Source organism: Mesorhizobium sp. WSM4848 (genome assembly GCF_055811375.1).
The window spans coordinates 42,699-57,155 of the sequence record NZ_JBVVPX010000043.1; the positions used below are offsets into that span (position 1 = coordinate 42,699).

Annotated in this window: 12 protein-coding genes; 2 read left to right on the plus strand and 10 right to left on the minus strand. The window is 64.6% G+C overall.

What is annotated here, in order from left to right:
* Positions 1-22: 22 nt before the first annotated feature.
* The 10 genes from AC0L16_RS29110 to AC0L16_RS29155 form a co-directional block, all read right to left on the minus strand.
* On the minus strand, positions 23-1,855 hold the full coding sequence (locus AC0L16_RS29110) for an ABC transporter ATP-binding protein (protein ID WP_473624838.1): 1,833 nt from the start codon (positions 1,853-1,855) through the stop codon (positions 23-25).
* On the minus strand, positions 1,852-2,796 hold the full coding sequence (locus tag AC0L16_RS29115) for an acetamidase/formamidase family protein (protein WP_473624840.1): 945 nt from the start codon (positions 2,794-2,796) through the stop codon (positions 1,852-1,854). Before AC0L16_RS29115 ends, AC0L16_RS29110 begins: the two co-directional genes overlap by 4 nt.
* Positions 2,786-4,372, minus strand: coding sequence for an ABC transporter substrate-binding protein (locus tag AC0L16_RS29120; protein WP_473624856.1), 1,587 nt, complete (start codon positions 4,370-4,372; stop codon positions 2,786-2,788). The genes AC0L16_RS29115 and AC0L16_RS29120 overlap by 11 nt, the downstream gene beginning before the upstream one ends.
* A 101-nt stretch (positions 4,373-4,473) precedes the next feature.
* Positions 4,474-5,394 carry an ABC transporter permease gene (locus AC0L16_RS29125; protein WP_473624841.1) on the minus strand — a complete coding sequence of 307 codons (921 nt, stop codon included), beginning with the start codon at positions 5,392-5,394 and terminating at the stop codon, positions 4,474-4,476.
* Positions 5,391-6,299 (minus strand): ABC transporter permease, encoded by a 909-nt coding sequence (locus AC0L16_RS29130; protein ID WP_473624843.1) that lies wholly within the window; start codon positions 6,297-6,299, stop codon positions 5,391-5,393. The genes AC0L16_RS29125 and AC0L16_RS29130 overlap by 4 nt, the downstream gene beginning before the upstream one ends.
* On the minus strand, positions 6,277-6,879 hold the full coding sequence (locus AC0L16_RS29135) for an ANTAR domain-containing response regulator (RefSeq protein ID WP_473624844.1): 603 nt from the start codon (positions 6,877-6,879) through the stop codon (positions 6,277-6,279). The genes AC0L16_RS29130 and AC0L16_RS29135 overlap by 23 nt, the downstream gene beginning before the upstream one ends.
* Positions 6,876-8,003: a transporter substrate-binding protein gene (locus AC0L16_RS29140; RefSeq protein ID WP_473624846.1), complete on the minus strand. Its 1,128-nt coding sequence runs from the start codon at positions 8,001-8,003 to the stop codon at positions 6,876-6,878. The genes AC0L16_RS29135 and AC0L16_RS29140 overlap by 4 nt, the downstream gene beginning before the upstream one ends.
* A gap of 397 nt (positions 8,004-8,400) precedes the next feature.
* Positions 8,401-9,177, minus strand: a complete 777-nt coding sequence (locus AC0L16_RS29145) for an ABC transporter substrate-binding protein (protein ID WP_473624847.1) — start codon at positions 9,175-9,177, stop codon at positions 8,401-8,403.
* 117 nt (positions 9,178-9,294) lie between these two features.
* A complete protein-coding gene (locus AC0L16_RS29150; protein ID WP_473624849.1) occupies positions 9,295-11,040 on the minus strand; it encodes a hydantoinase B/oxoprolinase family protein in 1,746 nt (581 codons plus the stop codon).
* Between the two features lies 1 nt (position 11,041).
* Positions 11,042-13,126: a hydantoinase/oxoprolinase family protein gene (locus tag AC0L16_RS29155; protein WP_473624851.1), complete on the minus strand. Its 2,085-nt coding sequence runs from the start codon at positions 13,124-13,126 to the stop codon at positions 11,042-11,044.
* A gap of 209 nt (positions 13,127-13,335) precedes the next feature.
* Between AC0L16_RS29155 and AC0L16_RS29160 the strand changes: the two genes are divergently transcribed.
* Complete coding sequence (locus AC0L16_RS29160) at positions 13,336-14,163, plus strand: ferredoxin--NADP reductase (RefSeq protein ID WP_473624852.1); 828 nt, start codon at positions 13,336-13,338, stop codon at positions 14,161-14,163.
* A gap of 34 nt (positions 14,164-14,197) precedes the next feature.
* The coding region (locus tag AC0L16_RS29165) for a hypothetical protein (RefSeq protein ID WP_473624854.1) at positions 14,198-14,457 on the plus strand (260 nt) is incomplete at its 3' end.

Consider the following 14,457-nt stretch of genomic DNA (forward strand, 5'->3'; position numbering starts at 1 on the left):
AGAATGCCGACAGTTGCGCACGTCAGGAAACCGCAACGAGATGACCGTTGCCAAGATCCCTCAGGGCCAGTTTCGGCGGCTCTTCGCCGATTTTTCGGGTCGGGCTCGGGATCTCCTGATCGAGACGTGCGAAACGCGGCCGGCGCTTTGCCGGATCGGGCACCGGCACGGCCTCGATCAAGCGCTTGGTGTAGGGGTGGCGCGGGTTCGAAAAGACCTGGTCGCGGGTGCCCATTTCGACGATCTGGCCGAGATACATGACGGCGACACGATCGGAAATGTTCTCGACCACCGCCATATCGTGCGAGATGAACAGGTAGGCGATGCCGAATTCGCGCTGCAGTTCCTTCAGCAGGTCGAGCACGCGGGCCTGGACCGACACGTCGAGCGCCGAAACGCTTTCGTCGGCGATGATGAGCTTGGGCCTGAGCGCCAGCGCGCGGGCGATGCAGATGCGCTGGCGCTGGCCGCCCGAGAATTCGTGCGGATAAAGCTCCATCTGGTCGGCCGACAGGCCAACGCGTTCGAACAGCGCCGCCACAAGCTGGCCGCGCTCTTGCTTCGAGGCGATGCCATGGATCAACAGCGGCTCGGCAACGAGGTCGCCGACGCGCATACGCGGGTCAAGCGAGGCGTAAGGATCCTGGAAGATCATCTGCACATCGCGGCGAACCGCCTTGCGCTGGTCACGGCCAAGGCCCGCCAGATTGCGTCCGCCGATCACGATATCGCCGTGGTAGGGCACAAGCCCGGCCAACGCCTTCGCGGTGGTCGACTTGCCGCAACCGGATTCGCCGACCAGCGCCAGCGTCTCGTGCGGCGCGATCGAAAAGCTGATGCCTTCGACGGCGTGGACACGGCGGTTCACTTGGCCGAAGAAGCCACCGCGCAGGTCGAAGCGGACATGCAGATCGTTGACCACCGCCACGCTTGCGGGCTTTTCCGCTTCGACGGCTTTTCGTTCGGCGGATTTTTGGCGGCCGACGCCGGTACCAATGCGCGGCACGGCGGCGAGCAGCTCGCGCGTGTAGTCGGCTTGCGGGCGGGCAAAAATATCGGCGGCTGTTCCCTGCTCGACCATGCGGCCGTGCCGCATGATGACAACGCGATCGGCCATTTCGGCGACCACGCCCATGTCGTGGGTAATAAGGATGATGCTGGTACCGTGTTCGCGCTGCAGATCACGCAGCAGTTCCAGTACCTCGCCTTGAACGGTGACATCGAGCGCCGTCGTCGGCTCGTCGGCGATCAGCACATCCGGTTTCAGCGCCAGCGCCATGGCGATCATCACGCGCTGGCGCATGCCGCCGGACAGTTCATGCGGAAACTGTTTTAGCCGGCTTTCGGCTTCCGAGATGCGGACGGCCTTCAGGGCCTCGACGGCGCGCCGGCGGGCCTCGGCACGCGACAGGCCGGTATGGGCCTCGATGGACTCGACCAGCTGCCGGCCGATCGACAGCACCGGATTGAGCGAGGTCATCGGCTCCTGGAAGATCATCGCGATGCGGTCGCCGCGAATATGGCGCATCCGACGCTCATCGAGCATCGCCAGATCGATCTCGCCCCGATCCATATCGCGAAGCCGGATCGCGCCGGATTCTATCCGGGCGGCGGGCTGCGGAAGCAACTGCATGATCGCCAGCGCGGTCATCGATTTGCCGGAACCGGATTCACCGGCAATGCAAAGCGTCTCGCCGCGTGCAATCGAGAACGACAGGTCTGATACCACCGGCCGCTCGCCGTCTTCGCCGCGCACGCTGACGGTCAGGTCGAAGATTTCCAGCACCGGACCAGCCGTGACGGAAACGGCCGGGGCGGGAGCCCCGGTCCGCTTGCTGGTTGCGCCTTTGCTCATTCGAAGACGCAGCGCGGGAAGTAGAACGACACCACCCAGTTCGGCATGTCGACGATCTCGCTGATCCGGAGATCGCCGCAGACCGAAACCAGCATGTAGGCCTCGACCGGGTCCATTGCGTAGCGGCCGGCAAGCAGGTCGATCATCTGCGAGACCGCTTCCCTGGCGCCCGTCATCAGGTCCGGTCCGATGCCGGTCGTCACCTCATAGCCCTTGGCATCGAGATGGCGCGTCACCGGACCCGGCGTGGTGAAGCGCGGCGTCTTCAGCCTGATATCCTTGACCAGGTCGAGCTTGAGCACGACATCCATCGGGCTTTCAATCGCCGTGCCGCACACTTCGCCGTCGCCCTGCGCGGCATGCGTGTCGCCGACCGAAAATAGCGCGCCGGCCACCTCCACCGGCAGATAGAGCGTGGTGCCGGCCGCGAGATCGCGGATGTCGAGATTGCCGCCGACGCGCCTTGGCGGCACCACCGAGTGGAGGCCCATTTCAGCCGGCGCGTTGCCGATGGTGCCGGCAAAGGGTTTCAGCGGCACCCGGGCATGCTTGCCGAACAGCGCCGGCTCGAGCGAGGCGGCGTCGTATGTCCAGATGTTCAGCGCCGGCTCCGGAAAATCGTCGGCGAGCAGCCCGAACCCCGGAATATTCGCCGTCCAGCCGAAGCCGGACGGCCTGAACATCTCGATCGTCACCTTCAGTGCATCGCCCGGCTCGGCACCTTCGACATAGATGGGCCCGGTGACGGGGTTCACCTTGGCGAAGTCGAGCAAAGCGACGTCGGCAACGGTGCTGTCGGCCTGAAGCTGGCCACCCGACGAATCGAGGCACTGGAACTCGATCGTCGAACCGGGCGCCACCCGCTCAGTCGGGACAAAGGAATTGTCCCAGCCGAAATGGTGATGGCGCCCGTGGATGGTGTAGTCGCAGTTATTGCACATCGGTCACATACACATTGTCGTAGTTGATCGGGATATGGACAGGGTCGACATAGAGATTGTCGGCGCCGCCCATCCGGGGCGATTTCATGGTGAAGCGCTGCTCGTTGAAGACCGGCACCCAGGGCGCGTCTTCCATGATCTTGCCGTAGATCGCGCTCCACATCCTGGCACGTTCGGCTGATTTGGCCGGATCGACGATCGAGTCGGCCTCCGCCGCCTTGGCGTCGAGGTCCTTGTTGCAGTACCACGACCAGTTCCAGCCGCCCGGAACCGCGCCGGCGCAGCTGAGGATCGGCCCGTAGAAATTCGACGGATCGGGGAAATCGGCGATCCAGGCCATGCCGCCGGACCAGATCATCGGCGCGCCGGCCTTGTCGCCGCCGGCCGCGATGACATTGGCTTGCGCCAGCGACTGGATGCTGGCCTTGATGCCGACTGCCGCCAGATCCTGCTGGATCGCCTGGGCGATGCGCGGGTTGGGATCGGTGTTCATGGCGAACAGCTGGGTGTCGAAACCATCGGGATGACCGGCCTCGGCAAGCAAAGCCTTGGCCTTGGCCACGTCATAGGGATAGCCCTTGAATTCCTTGTCGTAGCCGGGCATCGACGGCGGCAGCGGCTGGTTGGCCGGCACCCCGCGGTTGTTGATCAGCTGGACGATACGGTCCTTGTTGATCGCCATGTTGACCGCTTGCCGCACCTTCACATTGTCGAAAGGCGCCATGGTGGTGTTCATGGTGATGTAGCCGGTGTGCAACTGGCCGCCCTCGACGACACGGGCCTTCTGCTCGGGATCGGCCATCACCTCCTGGAACTTGGCCGGCGGAATAACGTCGCCGAGCACGTCGATCTCGCCCTTCTGCAGCCGCAGCAGCGCGACGATCGGCTCCTGCCCGATCTCGAAGGTGACCTTGTCGAGATGCGGCAGGCCCTTGTGCCAGTAATCCGGGTTGCGCTCGAAGACGACGCGCTGGCCGAGCGTCCATTCGGCGAACTTGAAAGCCCCGGTGCCGACCGGATGCTTGCCAAAATCCGCGCCGTATTTCTCGACCTCCTCCTTCGGCACGACATGCGAGAAGTTGATGGCCATGACATGCAGGAAGGTGGCGTCGGGCCGGGTCAGTTCGAACTTGATGGTGTAGGGGTCGACGACGGTGACGCCCGCCAGGCTTTCCGCCTTGCCTGCAGCGACATCCTCATGGCCCTTGATCGAGCCAAAGAAGCCGGCGCCCGGGCTCTGCGTCTTCGGATTGGTGACGCGATCGAGCGAATATTTCACGTCGTCGGCAGTCATCTCGCGGCCATTGTGGAACTTCACCCCTTGGCGCAGCTTGAAGGTGAAGGTCTTGCCGTCGGGCGCAATCTCGTAGCTCTCGGCGAGGTCGGGCCGCAGGTTGGTGGTGCCCGGCTCGTAGTCCATCAGCCCGTCGAACAGGGTCTTGATCATCGACCAGTTCTGCCAGTCGTAGCCGATGGCCGGATCGAGCGTGGCGACGTCGTCCTTGTAGGTGATGGTGATCTCGCCGCCCGGCTTGGCGTTCGGATCGACGACTTCTTCGGCGCGGGCGCTTGTCATGCCGAGCATCAGCGCGAGCGCCGATACCGCAACGGTGGAGGTCAAGAATTTCTTCATCTCATGTTCCCTTTCTCTGGTTGTTACCGGTCTTTTTTTGGTTTTCATCTGAGCTTGATGCGCGGGTCGATGAACGGCGCGACGGTGTCGGCCAGGAGATTGCCGAGCACGATGGCGAAGGCCGAAACCAGGGTGACGCCCATGATGATCGGGATGTCGACGCGCTGGATGGCCTGCCAGGCAAGCTGGCCGATGCCGGGCCAGCCGAACACGCTTTCGACCACTACGATGCCGCCCATGAAGATGCCGATGTCGATGCCGATCATGGCGATGACCGGCAGGATGGCGTTGGGCAGTGCATGGCGGAAGATGATGGCGCCGCGCGCAAGGCCCTTGGCGCGGGCGGTCCGCATATAATCCTGGCGCAGCACGTCGATCATCGACGAGCGCATCATGCGGGCGTACCAGCCGGCGCCGAGTATACCCATGGTCAGGGACGGCAGCACCAGATGGCGCCAGGTGCCGTAGCCGCCGATCGGAAACCAGCCGAGCTGCACGGCGAATACATAGAGGAGCAGCAGGCCGACGACGAACTGCGGCGCCGAGACGCCGACAAAGGACGCGACCATCAGTGTCTGGTCGGTGGCGGTGCCGCGCCTGACGGCGGCAACAAGGCCCATCGTCAGGCCGATCGCCAGCTCGCAAAGGATGGCGCCGACCATCAGCAGCAGGCTTGCCGGCAGCCGCGAGACGATGAGCTCCGTGACCTCGGAACGCTGGATGTAGGAGCGGCCGAGATCGCCGCTGAGCAGGTTGATCAGATAGTGCCAGTACTGGATGAAGAAGGGCTGATCGAGGCCGAGCTGCCGGCGGATGTTCTCGACCGTTTCGGGCGTGGCACTGCGGCCGGCGATCTGGCGGACGGGGTCGGCGGGCAGCAGGTAGAGCAGTGCAAAGGTGATCAATGAGACGCCGAGCAGGATGAGCACGGACTGGATAACGCGGCGGCCGAGATAGGCGATCATGCCCGGCCCCTTTGCGTCGGATCGAGGATGTCGCGCAGCGCATCGCCGATGAGGTTGAAGGCCAGCGCCAGCGCCAGGATCGCCGCACCAGGAAAGAAGACCAGCCAGGGCGCTGCCTGAAAATATGTCTGGTTCTCGAAAATGATGTTGCCCCAGGATGCGGTCGGCGGCTGCACGCCGATGCCGAGATAGCTGAGCGTTGCTTCGAGCAGCACCGTGGTCGAGATGCCGAGCGTGCCCCAGACGATGATCGTCGGCAGCAGATGCGGCAGGATATGGCGAAACAGGATGCGTGGCGCGCTCGCCCCGATGGTGCGCTCGGCGTCGATGAACTCGCGCTCGGCGAGCGAGCTGGTCTCGGTGTAGATGACCCGCGCGGTCTGCACCCAGTTCACCAGTGCGATCACCATGGCAACGATCCACAGGCTCGGCTGGAGCACCGCCGCCAGGCAGATGGCGAGCAGCAGCGCCGGAAAGGCCATCATCAGATCGGTGAAGCGCATCAGCGCGCCACCGATCCAGCCGCGGAAATAGCCCGCGGTGACGCCAACCAGCGTGCCGATCAGAAGCGCCACGCCGTTGGCGACGATGCCGATGATCAGCGAGGTGCGTGCGCCGAAAAGGATGCGGGTCAGCAGATCGCGGCCGAGCAGATCCGTGCCCAGCCAGAAGCTGGCATTCGGCGGCAAGGGCGCGCCTTCAAGCGTCAGGCCGTCGAACATCTGCTCGTTCGGATCGTAGCCCGTCAGCCACGGCGCCAGGACGGCGCCGGCCAGGACGACGGCAACGATCACCAGGCCGATCAATGCCAGGGGACGCTTGACCAGGCGCCGCCAGACGCCGGCGCGCGGCCTGGCCGGCGTGCGCCCGGTTGCCGGAAGGTCAGGCGCGATGGGACTGGTCATCGCCGCCTTCTTCTTCCGTCATTGCCACGATCCTGCGCGCGGCCTCCTCGACACTGATCTGCCAGCTCATCGCCAGCGACCGAAGCTGCGCATAGGCGCGGCCGTCCTCTGCGCCTTTCGATAACGCCTCCACCGCGCGCACGATGGTCTGGCGCTCCGCGACGCGCTGGCGAAGCGACGATATCTCGCTTGCCAAAAGCTTGCGCGCCTCGAAACTCTGCCGCGCGATCAACAGGGCGCTGTAGACGCCAGCATTGCCGACCGGCTTCAGCAACTGGGCGTCGGCCTTGTGCGACAGCGCCCACTCGATGCGGCCCGGCGCTTCGGAGCCGATCAGCGCGACCAGCGGCATCGGCGCCTCACCCGGCGTCCACGGGAATTGTTCGTCGAAGCCGAGATCGGCATCGAAGAAGACGAAGTCCGCCACGAGCGCCTCGGCCGGCAGTTCCGGCCAGCAGCCGACCGTCTCGAGGCCGATGGCCGACAATTGCCGCGTGATAGCTAGCACCGTCGGATGCGGACGATGCAGGACAAAGGCCCTGGCGCCGCCGAGATTCGGGATGCGCGGGACCCTGCTCACGACACCACCCTCAGGCGTGGGCGGCCGAACGTCTCGGTCCGGTCATAGCGGGACAGATAGGGATCGGGCGCGACACCCTCGGTCACCATCACGGTCTTGAACGCGGTGCCCTCGATGCGCCCGATCTGCACCGGCAAAGTGGCGTGCTGGGTTTGCGGATCGATGGAGATGTCGCCCAGCGGGGTTCGAAACGAGGTTCCGGCAAAGGCCTGGGAAAGGTCCGGCCATTGTGCGCCGGGATTGCGGGCGAGGATCTCGGCAAGCGTCCGCACCGAGGCATAGGCCGCCGCCTCGAAGGACGAGGCAGGCATGATGGAGGGCGCCGAATCGCCCTGGCGATCCGCTGCCGAGATGTCGTGAAAGTACGGCCCCACGGAAAGGTGACCATTGCCCGCCTCGTTGAGCGCCGGCAACTCGCATTCGGTGAGATTGCAGGACAGGATCGGGCAGCGCTCCGGCCTGAAATGCGGGTCGCGTTCGGCAAGTTCGGCATAGGCCGCGATGAAGGCATAGGACGAGGAGCCGATCAGATTGTTCAAGACGAACTCCGGCCGGGTCGCCTGGATCTCGGCGATCAACCTGGAGACATCGACCTCGCCGAGCGGCAGGTAGCGCTCGCCCAAAACCTTGCCACCGGCGTCGGCGATCAGGTCGCGGGCGACACGGTTGGTCTCCCAGCCCCAGATGTAGTTCGAGCCGAGCAGGAAACCGTTGGCGCCGAAGCGCGGCACGACATGGGCCAGCAGCGGAACAAGATGCTGGTTTGGGCAAGCGTGCATGTAGACGACATGCTCGTTTGCTTCGAAGCCCTCATAGGGACAGGCATACCAGAGCGTGCCGCCGGCGCGCTCGAGGATCGGGATGACCTCCTTGCGGCTCCATGACGTGATGCAGCCAATGATGTGGCGCGCGCCGCTGTTGGCGAGAATGTCGGCGCATCCCGTCGCGTAGCCATCGATGTTGCCCTGAGGGTCGCGTTCGACCGGAACGAATTCGATCGGGATGGCGGGATCGGCATTGACATCGGCGATGGCCGTCATCGCACCGGAACGGCAGGATTCGGACAGCAGGCGGTAGTTGCCCGACCGCGAGTAAAGGATGCCGATTTCAATACGCCGTCCCAAGCAAATCCCCAAAATAACAATGCCCCGCAGCCGCCGCCGCGGAAGGCGAGGCATACGAGGCATTTTTGCCGCCCGGCGGTCGGAGCCGGTATTTTCTCCATTAGCGTATTCGGTACGGCGGGTCAGTCAAGCGGGAAAGTGAAGGCCGGCCCGACGATGCTGCTGTAGAAGGGGGAGCGCCGTTCGGGCTTCACCAATTGTCGATGTTGGCGCTGCCCCTCATCGCCCTGCCGGGCACTTCTCCCCGTATAGTGACGGGGAGAAGGACGCCGTCACCGAGGATTTCGCCAATCGGCAGCGGTGCAGGAAATCCCCTTCTCCCCGTCACTATACGGGGAGAAGGTGCCGGCAGGCGGATGAGGGGCAGCGCAAACCTGAGGCGATTGCCCGGGACTCGCTACTCGCCGTAGACGTCGAAGGCAAAATACTTGTCGTTGATTTCCTTGTATTTGCCGTTGGCACGCAGCGCGTCGATCGCCGCGTCGAGTTTTTGGGTCAGCGCCTTGTTGCCCTTCTGCAGCGCGATGCCGACGCCGGGGCCATGGATGGCCGGGTCTGGCGCCAGGGTGCCGAGCAGCTTGCAGCAGGCGCCCTCGGGCTTCTCCAGCCATTCGGTCAGCAGGATGGAGCCGTCCATCACCGCGTCGAGGCGGCCGTTGACCATGTCGGTGCGGGCGTCGTCGCCGGTCGGATAGGGCTTTATCGTCGAGCCTGCGTATTTCTGCTCGGCGAAATTCTGGTGGATCGTGGCGCTCTGCACGCCAAGCGCCTTGCCTTTCAGGTCCTCGGGCGAGGTGCCGGTGACGGTCGAATCCTTCGGCACCGCGATGGCCGGCGGCGTCTGGTAGTATTTGTGGGTGAAGTCGACCTTCTCGGCGCGTTCCGGCGTGATGGTGATGTTGATGATGGCGTCGAACTTGCCGGCCTGCAGCGCCGGGATCGAGCCGTCGAAATCCTGCACGACGAACTCGCACTCGGTCTTCATCTCGGCGCACAACGCCTTGCCGAGATCGATGTCGAAGCCGCCCAGAGTGCCATCGGCGTTGGCATAGTTGAACGGCGGATAAGCGCCCTCGGTGCCAAGCCTGAGTTTCTTGTCCTGGGCGGAGACAGCGCCGGTGGCGAGCGCCAGTGCGACGGAAGCGGCAGCCAAGAAACGACCGAAAAGGCGCATGATCCAGATCTCCGTTGATGGGCCTGAGTCTACGGGGTTTTGTGGGCGCGGCGAAGACGGAAACGACATGCGCGGCGGCGATCACGGCGCGCCAAGGCCGATTGGAGGCTTCGGTGGTCAGCCGGCTGCTCGTGCCCGCTCGGTGGCGGCCTGGTCGATTGCCGACCCGTCCGCGGAAAGAGCGACGCCAAACTTCTCGCTGGCCTGTTCGGGCGTGTAATAACCCAGGGCGACATCCCGCAGCACCAGTTCCGGGTCGCGCTGCAGGGGATCGCCATAACCGCCGCCGCCCGGCGTGCCGACGCGCACGCGGTCGCCGGCCTGCAGCGCGATGTCCTGCTCCTTGGAGAGGTGCGGCGGTACATGTTCTCTGCCGTCGCGAAAAACGGTCACCGTGTTGACCGCGCCGTCCCTGCCGCCGAGCGCGCCCTGCGGGCCAAAACGGCCATGGTCCATGACGAAGGAGGCGCGGGCGTCGCCGCGCAGGATCTCGACCTCGTAGGCGAGGCCGAAACCGCCGCGATGCCTGCCGGCGCCGCCCGAGCCCTCGCGCAGGGCATAATGGCGGTAGAGCACCGGAAACGCCTGCTCCATGATCTCGACCGGCGGCGATTTTGAAATGCCGATGGTCGAGCAGCCATTGCTCAGGCCGTCGTGACCGGCATTGCCGCCATAGCCGCCGCCGGAGATCTGGTACATGACGTAGTCGCGGCCGCGCGCCGGATCGTTGCCACCGAGCGCGAAATTGCCGCTGGAGCCGGCCGGAGCCGCCGTCACCTTGTCGGGCAGCGCCTGCACCATCGCCGCGAACACCGCTTCGGCGATGCGCTGCGAGACCTCGGCCGCGCAACCCGAGACCGGGCGCGGGTATTTGGCGTCGAGAAAAGTGCCTTCCGGCCGCTTGACGATCAGCGGCTCGAAGGCGCCGGCGCTGATCGGCACGTCGGGGAAAATGTGGCGCATGGCGAGATAGACCGACGACAAGGTCGTCGCCAGAACGCTGTTCATCGGCCCGGCGCACGGTTTTGACGAGCCGGAAAAATCGAAGCTGAGCGTGTCGCCTTGTTTCTCCACCGCCAGCGCAATGGTCAGCGGCTCGTTCACCACCCCGTCGGAATCGACGAAGGCCTGCGAGCGATAGATGCCGTCGGGAATGGCCGCTATGTTGGCGCGCATCTGCTCGGCGGCGCGGCGGCGCAGTTCGGCGATCGCCTCGACGACCGTTTCGTTACCGTAACGATCCAGGATTCCATTGAGCCGGTCCTGGCCGATCAGCAGTGCCGCCGCCTGCGCGCGGATGTCGCCGATGCGCTGGTCGGCAACCCGGATGTTGGAGCAGATGATGGCGTAGATTTCGCGGTCGAGCACGCCCTGCTTGAACAGTTTTACCGGCGGCAGCCGCAGGCCTTCCTGCTCGACCGCCGTTGCCGAGGCGGAAAAGCCACCCGGCACCGAGCCGCCGATATCGGGCCAGTGGCCGGTGTTCGACAGCCAGCAGAAGATTTTGCCATCCCTATAGACCGGCATGGCGAAGCGCACATCCATCAGATGGGTGCCGCCGAGATAGGGGTCGTTGACGATGTAGATGTCGCCAGGCTCGGGCGGCAGGCAGCGGCCGTCGGCGATCATCTCGATCACCGTTTTGGTCGAATACTGCATGACGCCGACGAACACCGGCAGGCCCTGGCTGCCCTGTGCGATCAGCGATCCATCGACGGCCGAATAGATGCCGTCGGAGCGATCATTGGCCTCGGCGATGACCGGCGAGAAGGCGGCGCGCGAAAACGTCAGGTCCATCTCGTCGCAGACCTGCTGCAACGCCGCCTGGATGACCGAAAGCGTAATGGCGTCGAGCTTTGCCATTTCAGGCCTCACCAATGTCGATGATGATGTTGCCGTCGGCGTCCGATCGCGCCCGGTCGCCGGGTTCGAGCACGGTGGTGGCGTCCATCTGTTCGAGGATCGCCGGCCCTGCGATGACGGCGTCGAGCGGCAGCTTCTCCCTGACATAGACCGGCGTATCGTGCCAGCGCCCGCCGTACCAGACCGGCCGGATTTCGCGACGCGCCTCGTCGAGCGTTCTGGCGCGGCCTGCCGGGTCGATCAGCCGTGACAGATCGATCGCCGGCCTGACACCGGTGACCGAGGTGTTGAGGTTGACCAGATTGGCGCGGATTTCCGGCAGCTCGACCTTGAAGCGGGCGAAATAGGCCTTTTCGAACAGTTGCTGCAGCACGGCGCGCGTTACCGAGGACCACGGCAGCGGCACGTTGATGATGTGGGTCTGGCCGACGAACTGCATGTCGGCGGAATGGGTGACGCGGATCGTCTCCGGCTTTACTGCCTCTTTGCCGATCAGCTCTTCACCTTCGTTTCGGTGCCGTTCCAATATCGCGTGAAGCTGGATTTCATCGAGAGCGGCTACCGGCTGGTTGACGGTGTTGACGAAATCGTGCCGGAGATCGGCGACGACGCAGCCGAGCGCATTGGTGATGCCCGGTCGCGCCGGCACAAGCACTTTGGGCAGGCCGAGTTCGCGCGCCAGGGCTGTGGCATGCAGCGGACCGGCGCCGCCGAATGCGAACAGCGCGAAATCGCGCGGATCGTGGCCGCGCGACACCGAGACCATGCGGATGGCGCCGGCCATCTTGATGTTGCCGAGCCGCAGCACCGCGCCCGCCGCCTCGACGCCGGACAGGCCGGTGGGGCGGCCGATCCTGTCCTCAAAAATGCCGGTGACGTGTTCTGATGTGACCGGGTTCTCGACCGCGAGCAGCTTTTTCGGCGCCAGCCGGCCGAGTACCAGATTGGCATCGGTGATGGTCGGTTCAACGCCGCCGCGCCCGTAGCAGATCGGGCCGGGATTGGCGCCGGCGCTTTCCGGGCCGATCTGGATCAGGCCTGCCGCATCGACGCGGGCGATCGAGCCGCCGCCGGCGCCGACGGTGTGCACCGCCACCATCGGCACATGGATCGGCATCGCATATTCGATCTCGATCTCGTTCGACACCGCCGGTTCGGCATTGCGGATCAGCGCCACGTCGGTCGAGGTGCCGCCCATGTCGTAGGTGACCAGGTTTTCGAAGCCGGCGCGCTTTCCGGTATAGGCGGCGGCGATGACGCCGGAGGCCGGGCCCGACATCACGGTCTTGGCCGATTCACGGGTGACAAAGCGGGCCGAGATCATGCCGCCATTGCCGTTCATGATCAGGAAGTCGCGGGCGTAGCCTTTTGCTGCCAATTCCCTGCGCAGCCGTTCGACATAGCGCTCGAGGATCGGCTGCACCGAGGCGTTGACCGAGGCGGTGACGCCGCGCTCGAATTCGCGCGCTTCCGACAGCAGCGCATGGCCCGTCGTGATGTAGCCGTTCGGCCAGAGCGCAGCGGCGATCTCGGCGGCGCGCCGCTCATGCGCCGGATTGGCGTAGGAATGCAAAAAGTGGATGACGAGCGATTCGCAACCGGCCGCGATCAATTGTGAAACCGCCGCGCGCATCTCGGCTTCGTCGAGCGGGATGCGCACCGCGCCCGAGGCTTCGACGCGCTCCGACACTTCAAGCCGCAGGTTGCGCGGAATGATCGGGACGAAGCTGCCGGTCATGCCATAGGCCTGCGGCCGCGTTCGCCGGCCAAGCTCGATGACGTCGCGAAAGCCGCGCGTGGTGATCATGCCGGTTTTGGCCAGCCGGCGCTCGAGCACTGCGTTGGTGGTCGTGGTCGTACCGTGCACGATGAGGTCGATGCGGTCGACCGGGAAGTCCGTGGCACTGAGCGCCGAAACGACCCCAAAAGCCTGGTTGTCGATGGTGGTCGGGGTCTTGGCGATATGCACCTTGCCACCATTACGGCCGTCGATCAGCAGCAGGTCGGTAAAGGTGCCGCCGACATCGATGCCGGCGACGACGCTGCCCGAGGAATCCAGCGTCTGCGCCGAAAAATTCTCTTCCATTGTCGAAACCCGAAATGTCAGGACTACAGATATGTCTCAGTTTGGAAAGCTGTTTCAGGCTGGCGTCTTGACGCAAATATCATTTGTATACTAATAAATTCCGGACACAAGAGCTTAGCGTGCAGACGGCACGCCGGAACCTGATCGGTTCGGGCGCGCAGCAGAAGATTTGGCGTCAGCGCCCCGGCTGGGCCAGAAGGTTAGGTTTGATGAACACCACATCCGCGCTCGACATCGCCGGCGCCCGGCCGCTGCAGTTCCCTATACCGGCCAATGTCTATGCCGAAACCGTGGTCTCGGTGAAGCATTTTACCGACCGGCTGTTCTCGTTCCGCATCACCCGGCCGCAATCGCTGCGCTTCCGCTCCGGCGAGTTCGTCATGATCGGCCTGCCCAATGCCGAAAAGCCGGTGTTCCGCGCCTATTCGATCGCCAGCCCGGCCTGGGACGACGAGCTGGAATTTTTTTCGATCAAGGTGCCGGAAGGCCCGCTGACCTCGCAGCTGCAAAAAATCGAGATCGGCGACACCGTCATCATGCGGCAAAAATCGACCGGCACGCTGGTGGTCGACGCGCTGACCCCGGCCAAGCGCCTGTTCATGATCTCGACCGGCACCGGCATCGCGCCCTTCGCCAGCCTGCTGCGCGATCCCGACACTTTTGAGAAATTCGAGCAGGTCGTGCTGACCCACACCTGCCGCGACAATGCCGAACTGACCTACGGCCAGGAGCTGGTTGCAGAGCTGGAGAACGACCCGCTGATCGGCGAGCTGACCGGCGGCCGCGTCACGCTCTACAATTCGACGACGCGCGAACCCTCCGAGCGCATGGGCCGCATCACCGCGCTCATCGGCTCGGGAAAATTCTATGCCGATCTCGGCATCGACAAGCTCGACCCCGAGACCGACCGCATCATGATCTGCGGCTCGATGCACATGCTCAGGGATGTCAAGGAGCTGGCCGAAAGCCTCGGCTTCGAGGAAGGCTCGCTGCATCATCCGGCAAGCTTCGTCGTCGAGCGCGCGTTTGTCGGGTAGAGCCTCTCCTTCTCCCCTTGTGGGAGAAGGTGGATTGGCGCGCAGCGCCAAGACGGATGAGGGGTGCTGGCCGGAGCGCGGCGGCGCCAAGCTGGAACACCCCTCATCCGGCCGCTTCGCGGCCACCTTCTCCCACAAGGGGAGAAGGGAGAGCGCGCGCTGGCGCTTGGCGCGTAGCGCCAAGACGGTTGAGGGGTGCTGGACGGAGTGCGGCGGCGCCAAGCTGGAACACCCCTTGTATCTGCACGGAAGGTTTTTTGTGCGATGTAAGCGACTGAGCCTCGAACCAGATGG

Bases quoted from the DNA above. Each gene is read 5' to 3' on its own strand.
- AC0L16_RS29110 (WP_473624838.1), bottom strand. From the start codon at position 1,855: ATGAGCAAAGGCGCAACCAGCAAGCGGACCGGGGCTCCCGCCCCGGCC.
- AC0L16_RS29115 (WP_473624840.1), bottom strand. From the start codon at position 2,796: ATGTGCAATAACTGCGACTACACCATCCACGGGCGCCATCACCATTTC.
- AC0L16_RS29120 (WP_473624856.1), bottom strand. From the start codon at position 4,372: ATGACAAGCGCCCGCGCCGAAGAAGTCGTCGATCCGAACGCCAAGCCG.
- AC0L16_RS29125 (WP_473624841.1), bottom strand. From the start codon at position 5,394: ATGATCGCCTATCTCGGCCGCCGCGTTATCCAGTCCGTGCTCATCCTG.
- AC0L16_RS29130 (WP_473624843.1), bottom strand. From the start codon at position 6,299: ATGACCAGTCCCATCGCGCCTGACCTTCCGGCAACCGGGCGCACGCCG.
- AC0L16_RS29145 (WP_473624847.1), bottom strand. From the start codon at position 9,177: ATGCGCCTTTTCGGTCGTTTCTTGGCTGCCGCTTCCGTCGCACTGGCG.
- AC0L16_RS29150 (WP_473624849.1), bottom strand. From the start codon at position 11,040: ATGGCAAAGCTCGACGCCATTACGCTTTCGGTCATCCAGGCGGCGTTG.
- AC0L16_RS29155 (WP_473624851.1), bottom strand. From the start codon at position 13,126: ATGGAAGAGAATTTTTCGGCGCAGACGCTGGATTCCTCGGGCAGCGTC.
- AC0L16_RS29160 (WP_473624852.1), top strand. From the start codon at position 13,336: ATGAACACCACATCCGCGCTCGACATCGCCGGCGCCCGGCCGCTGCAG.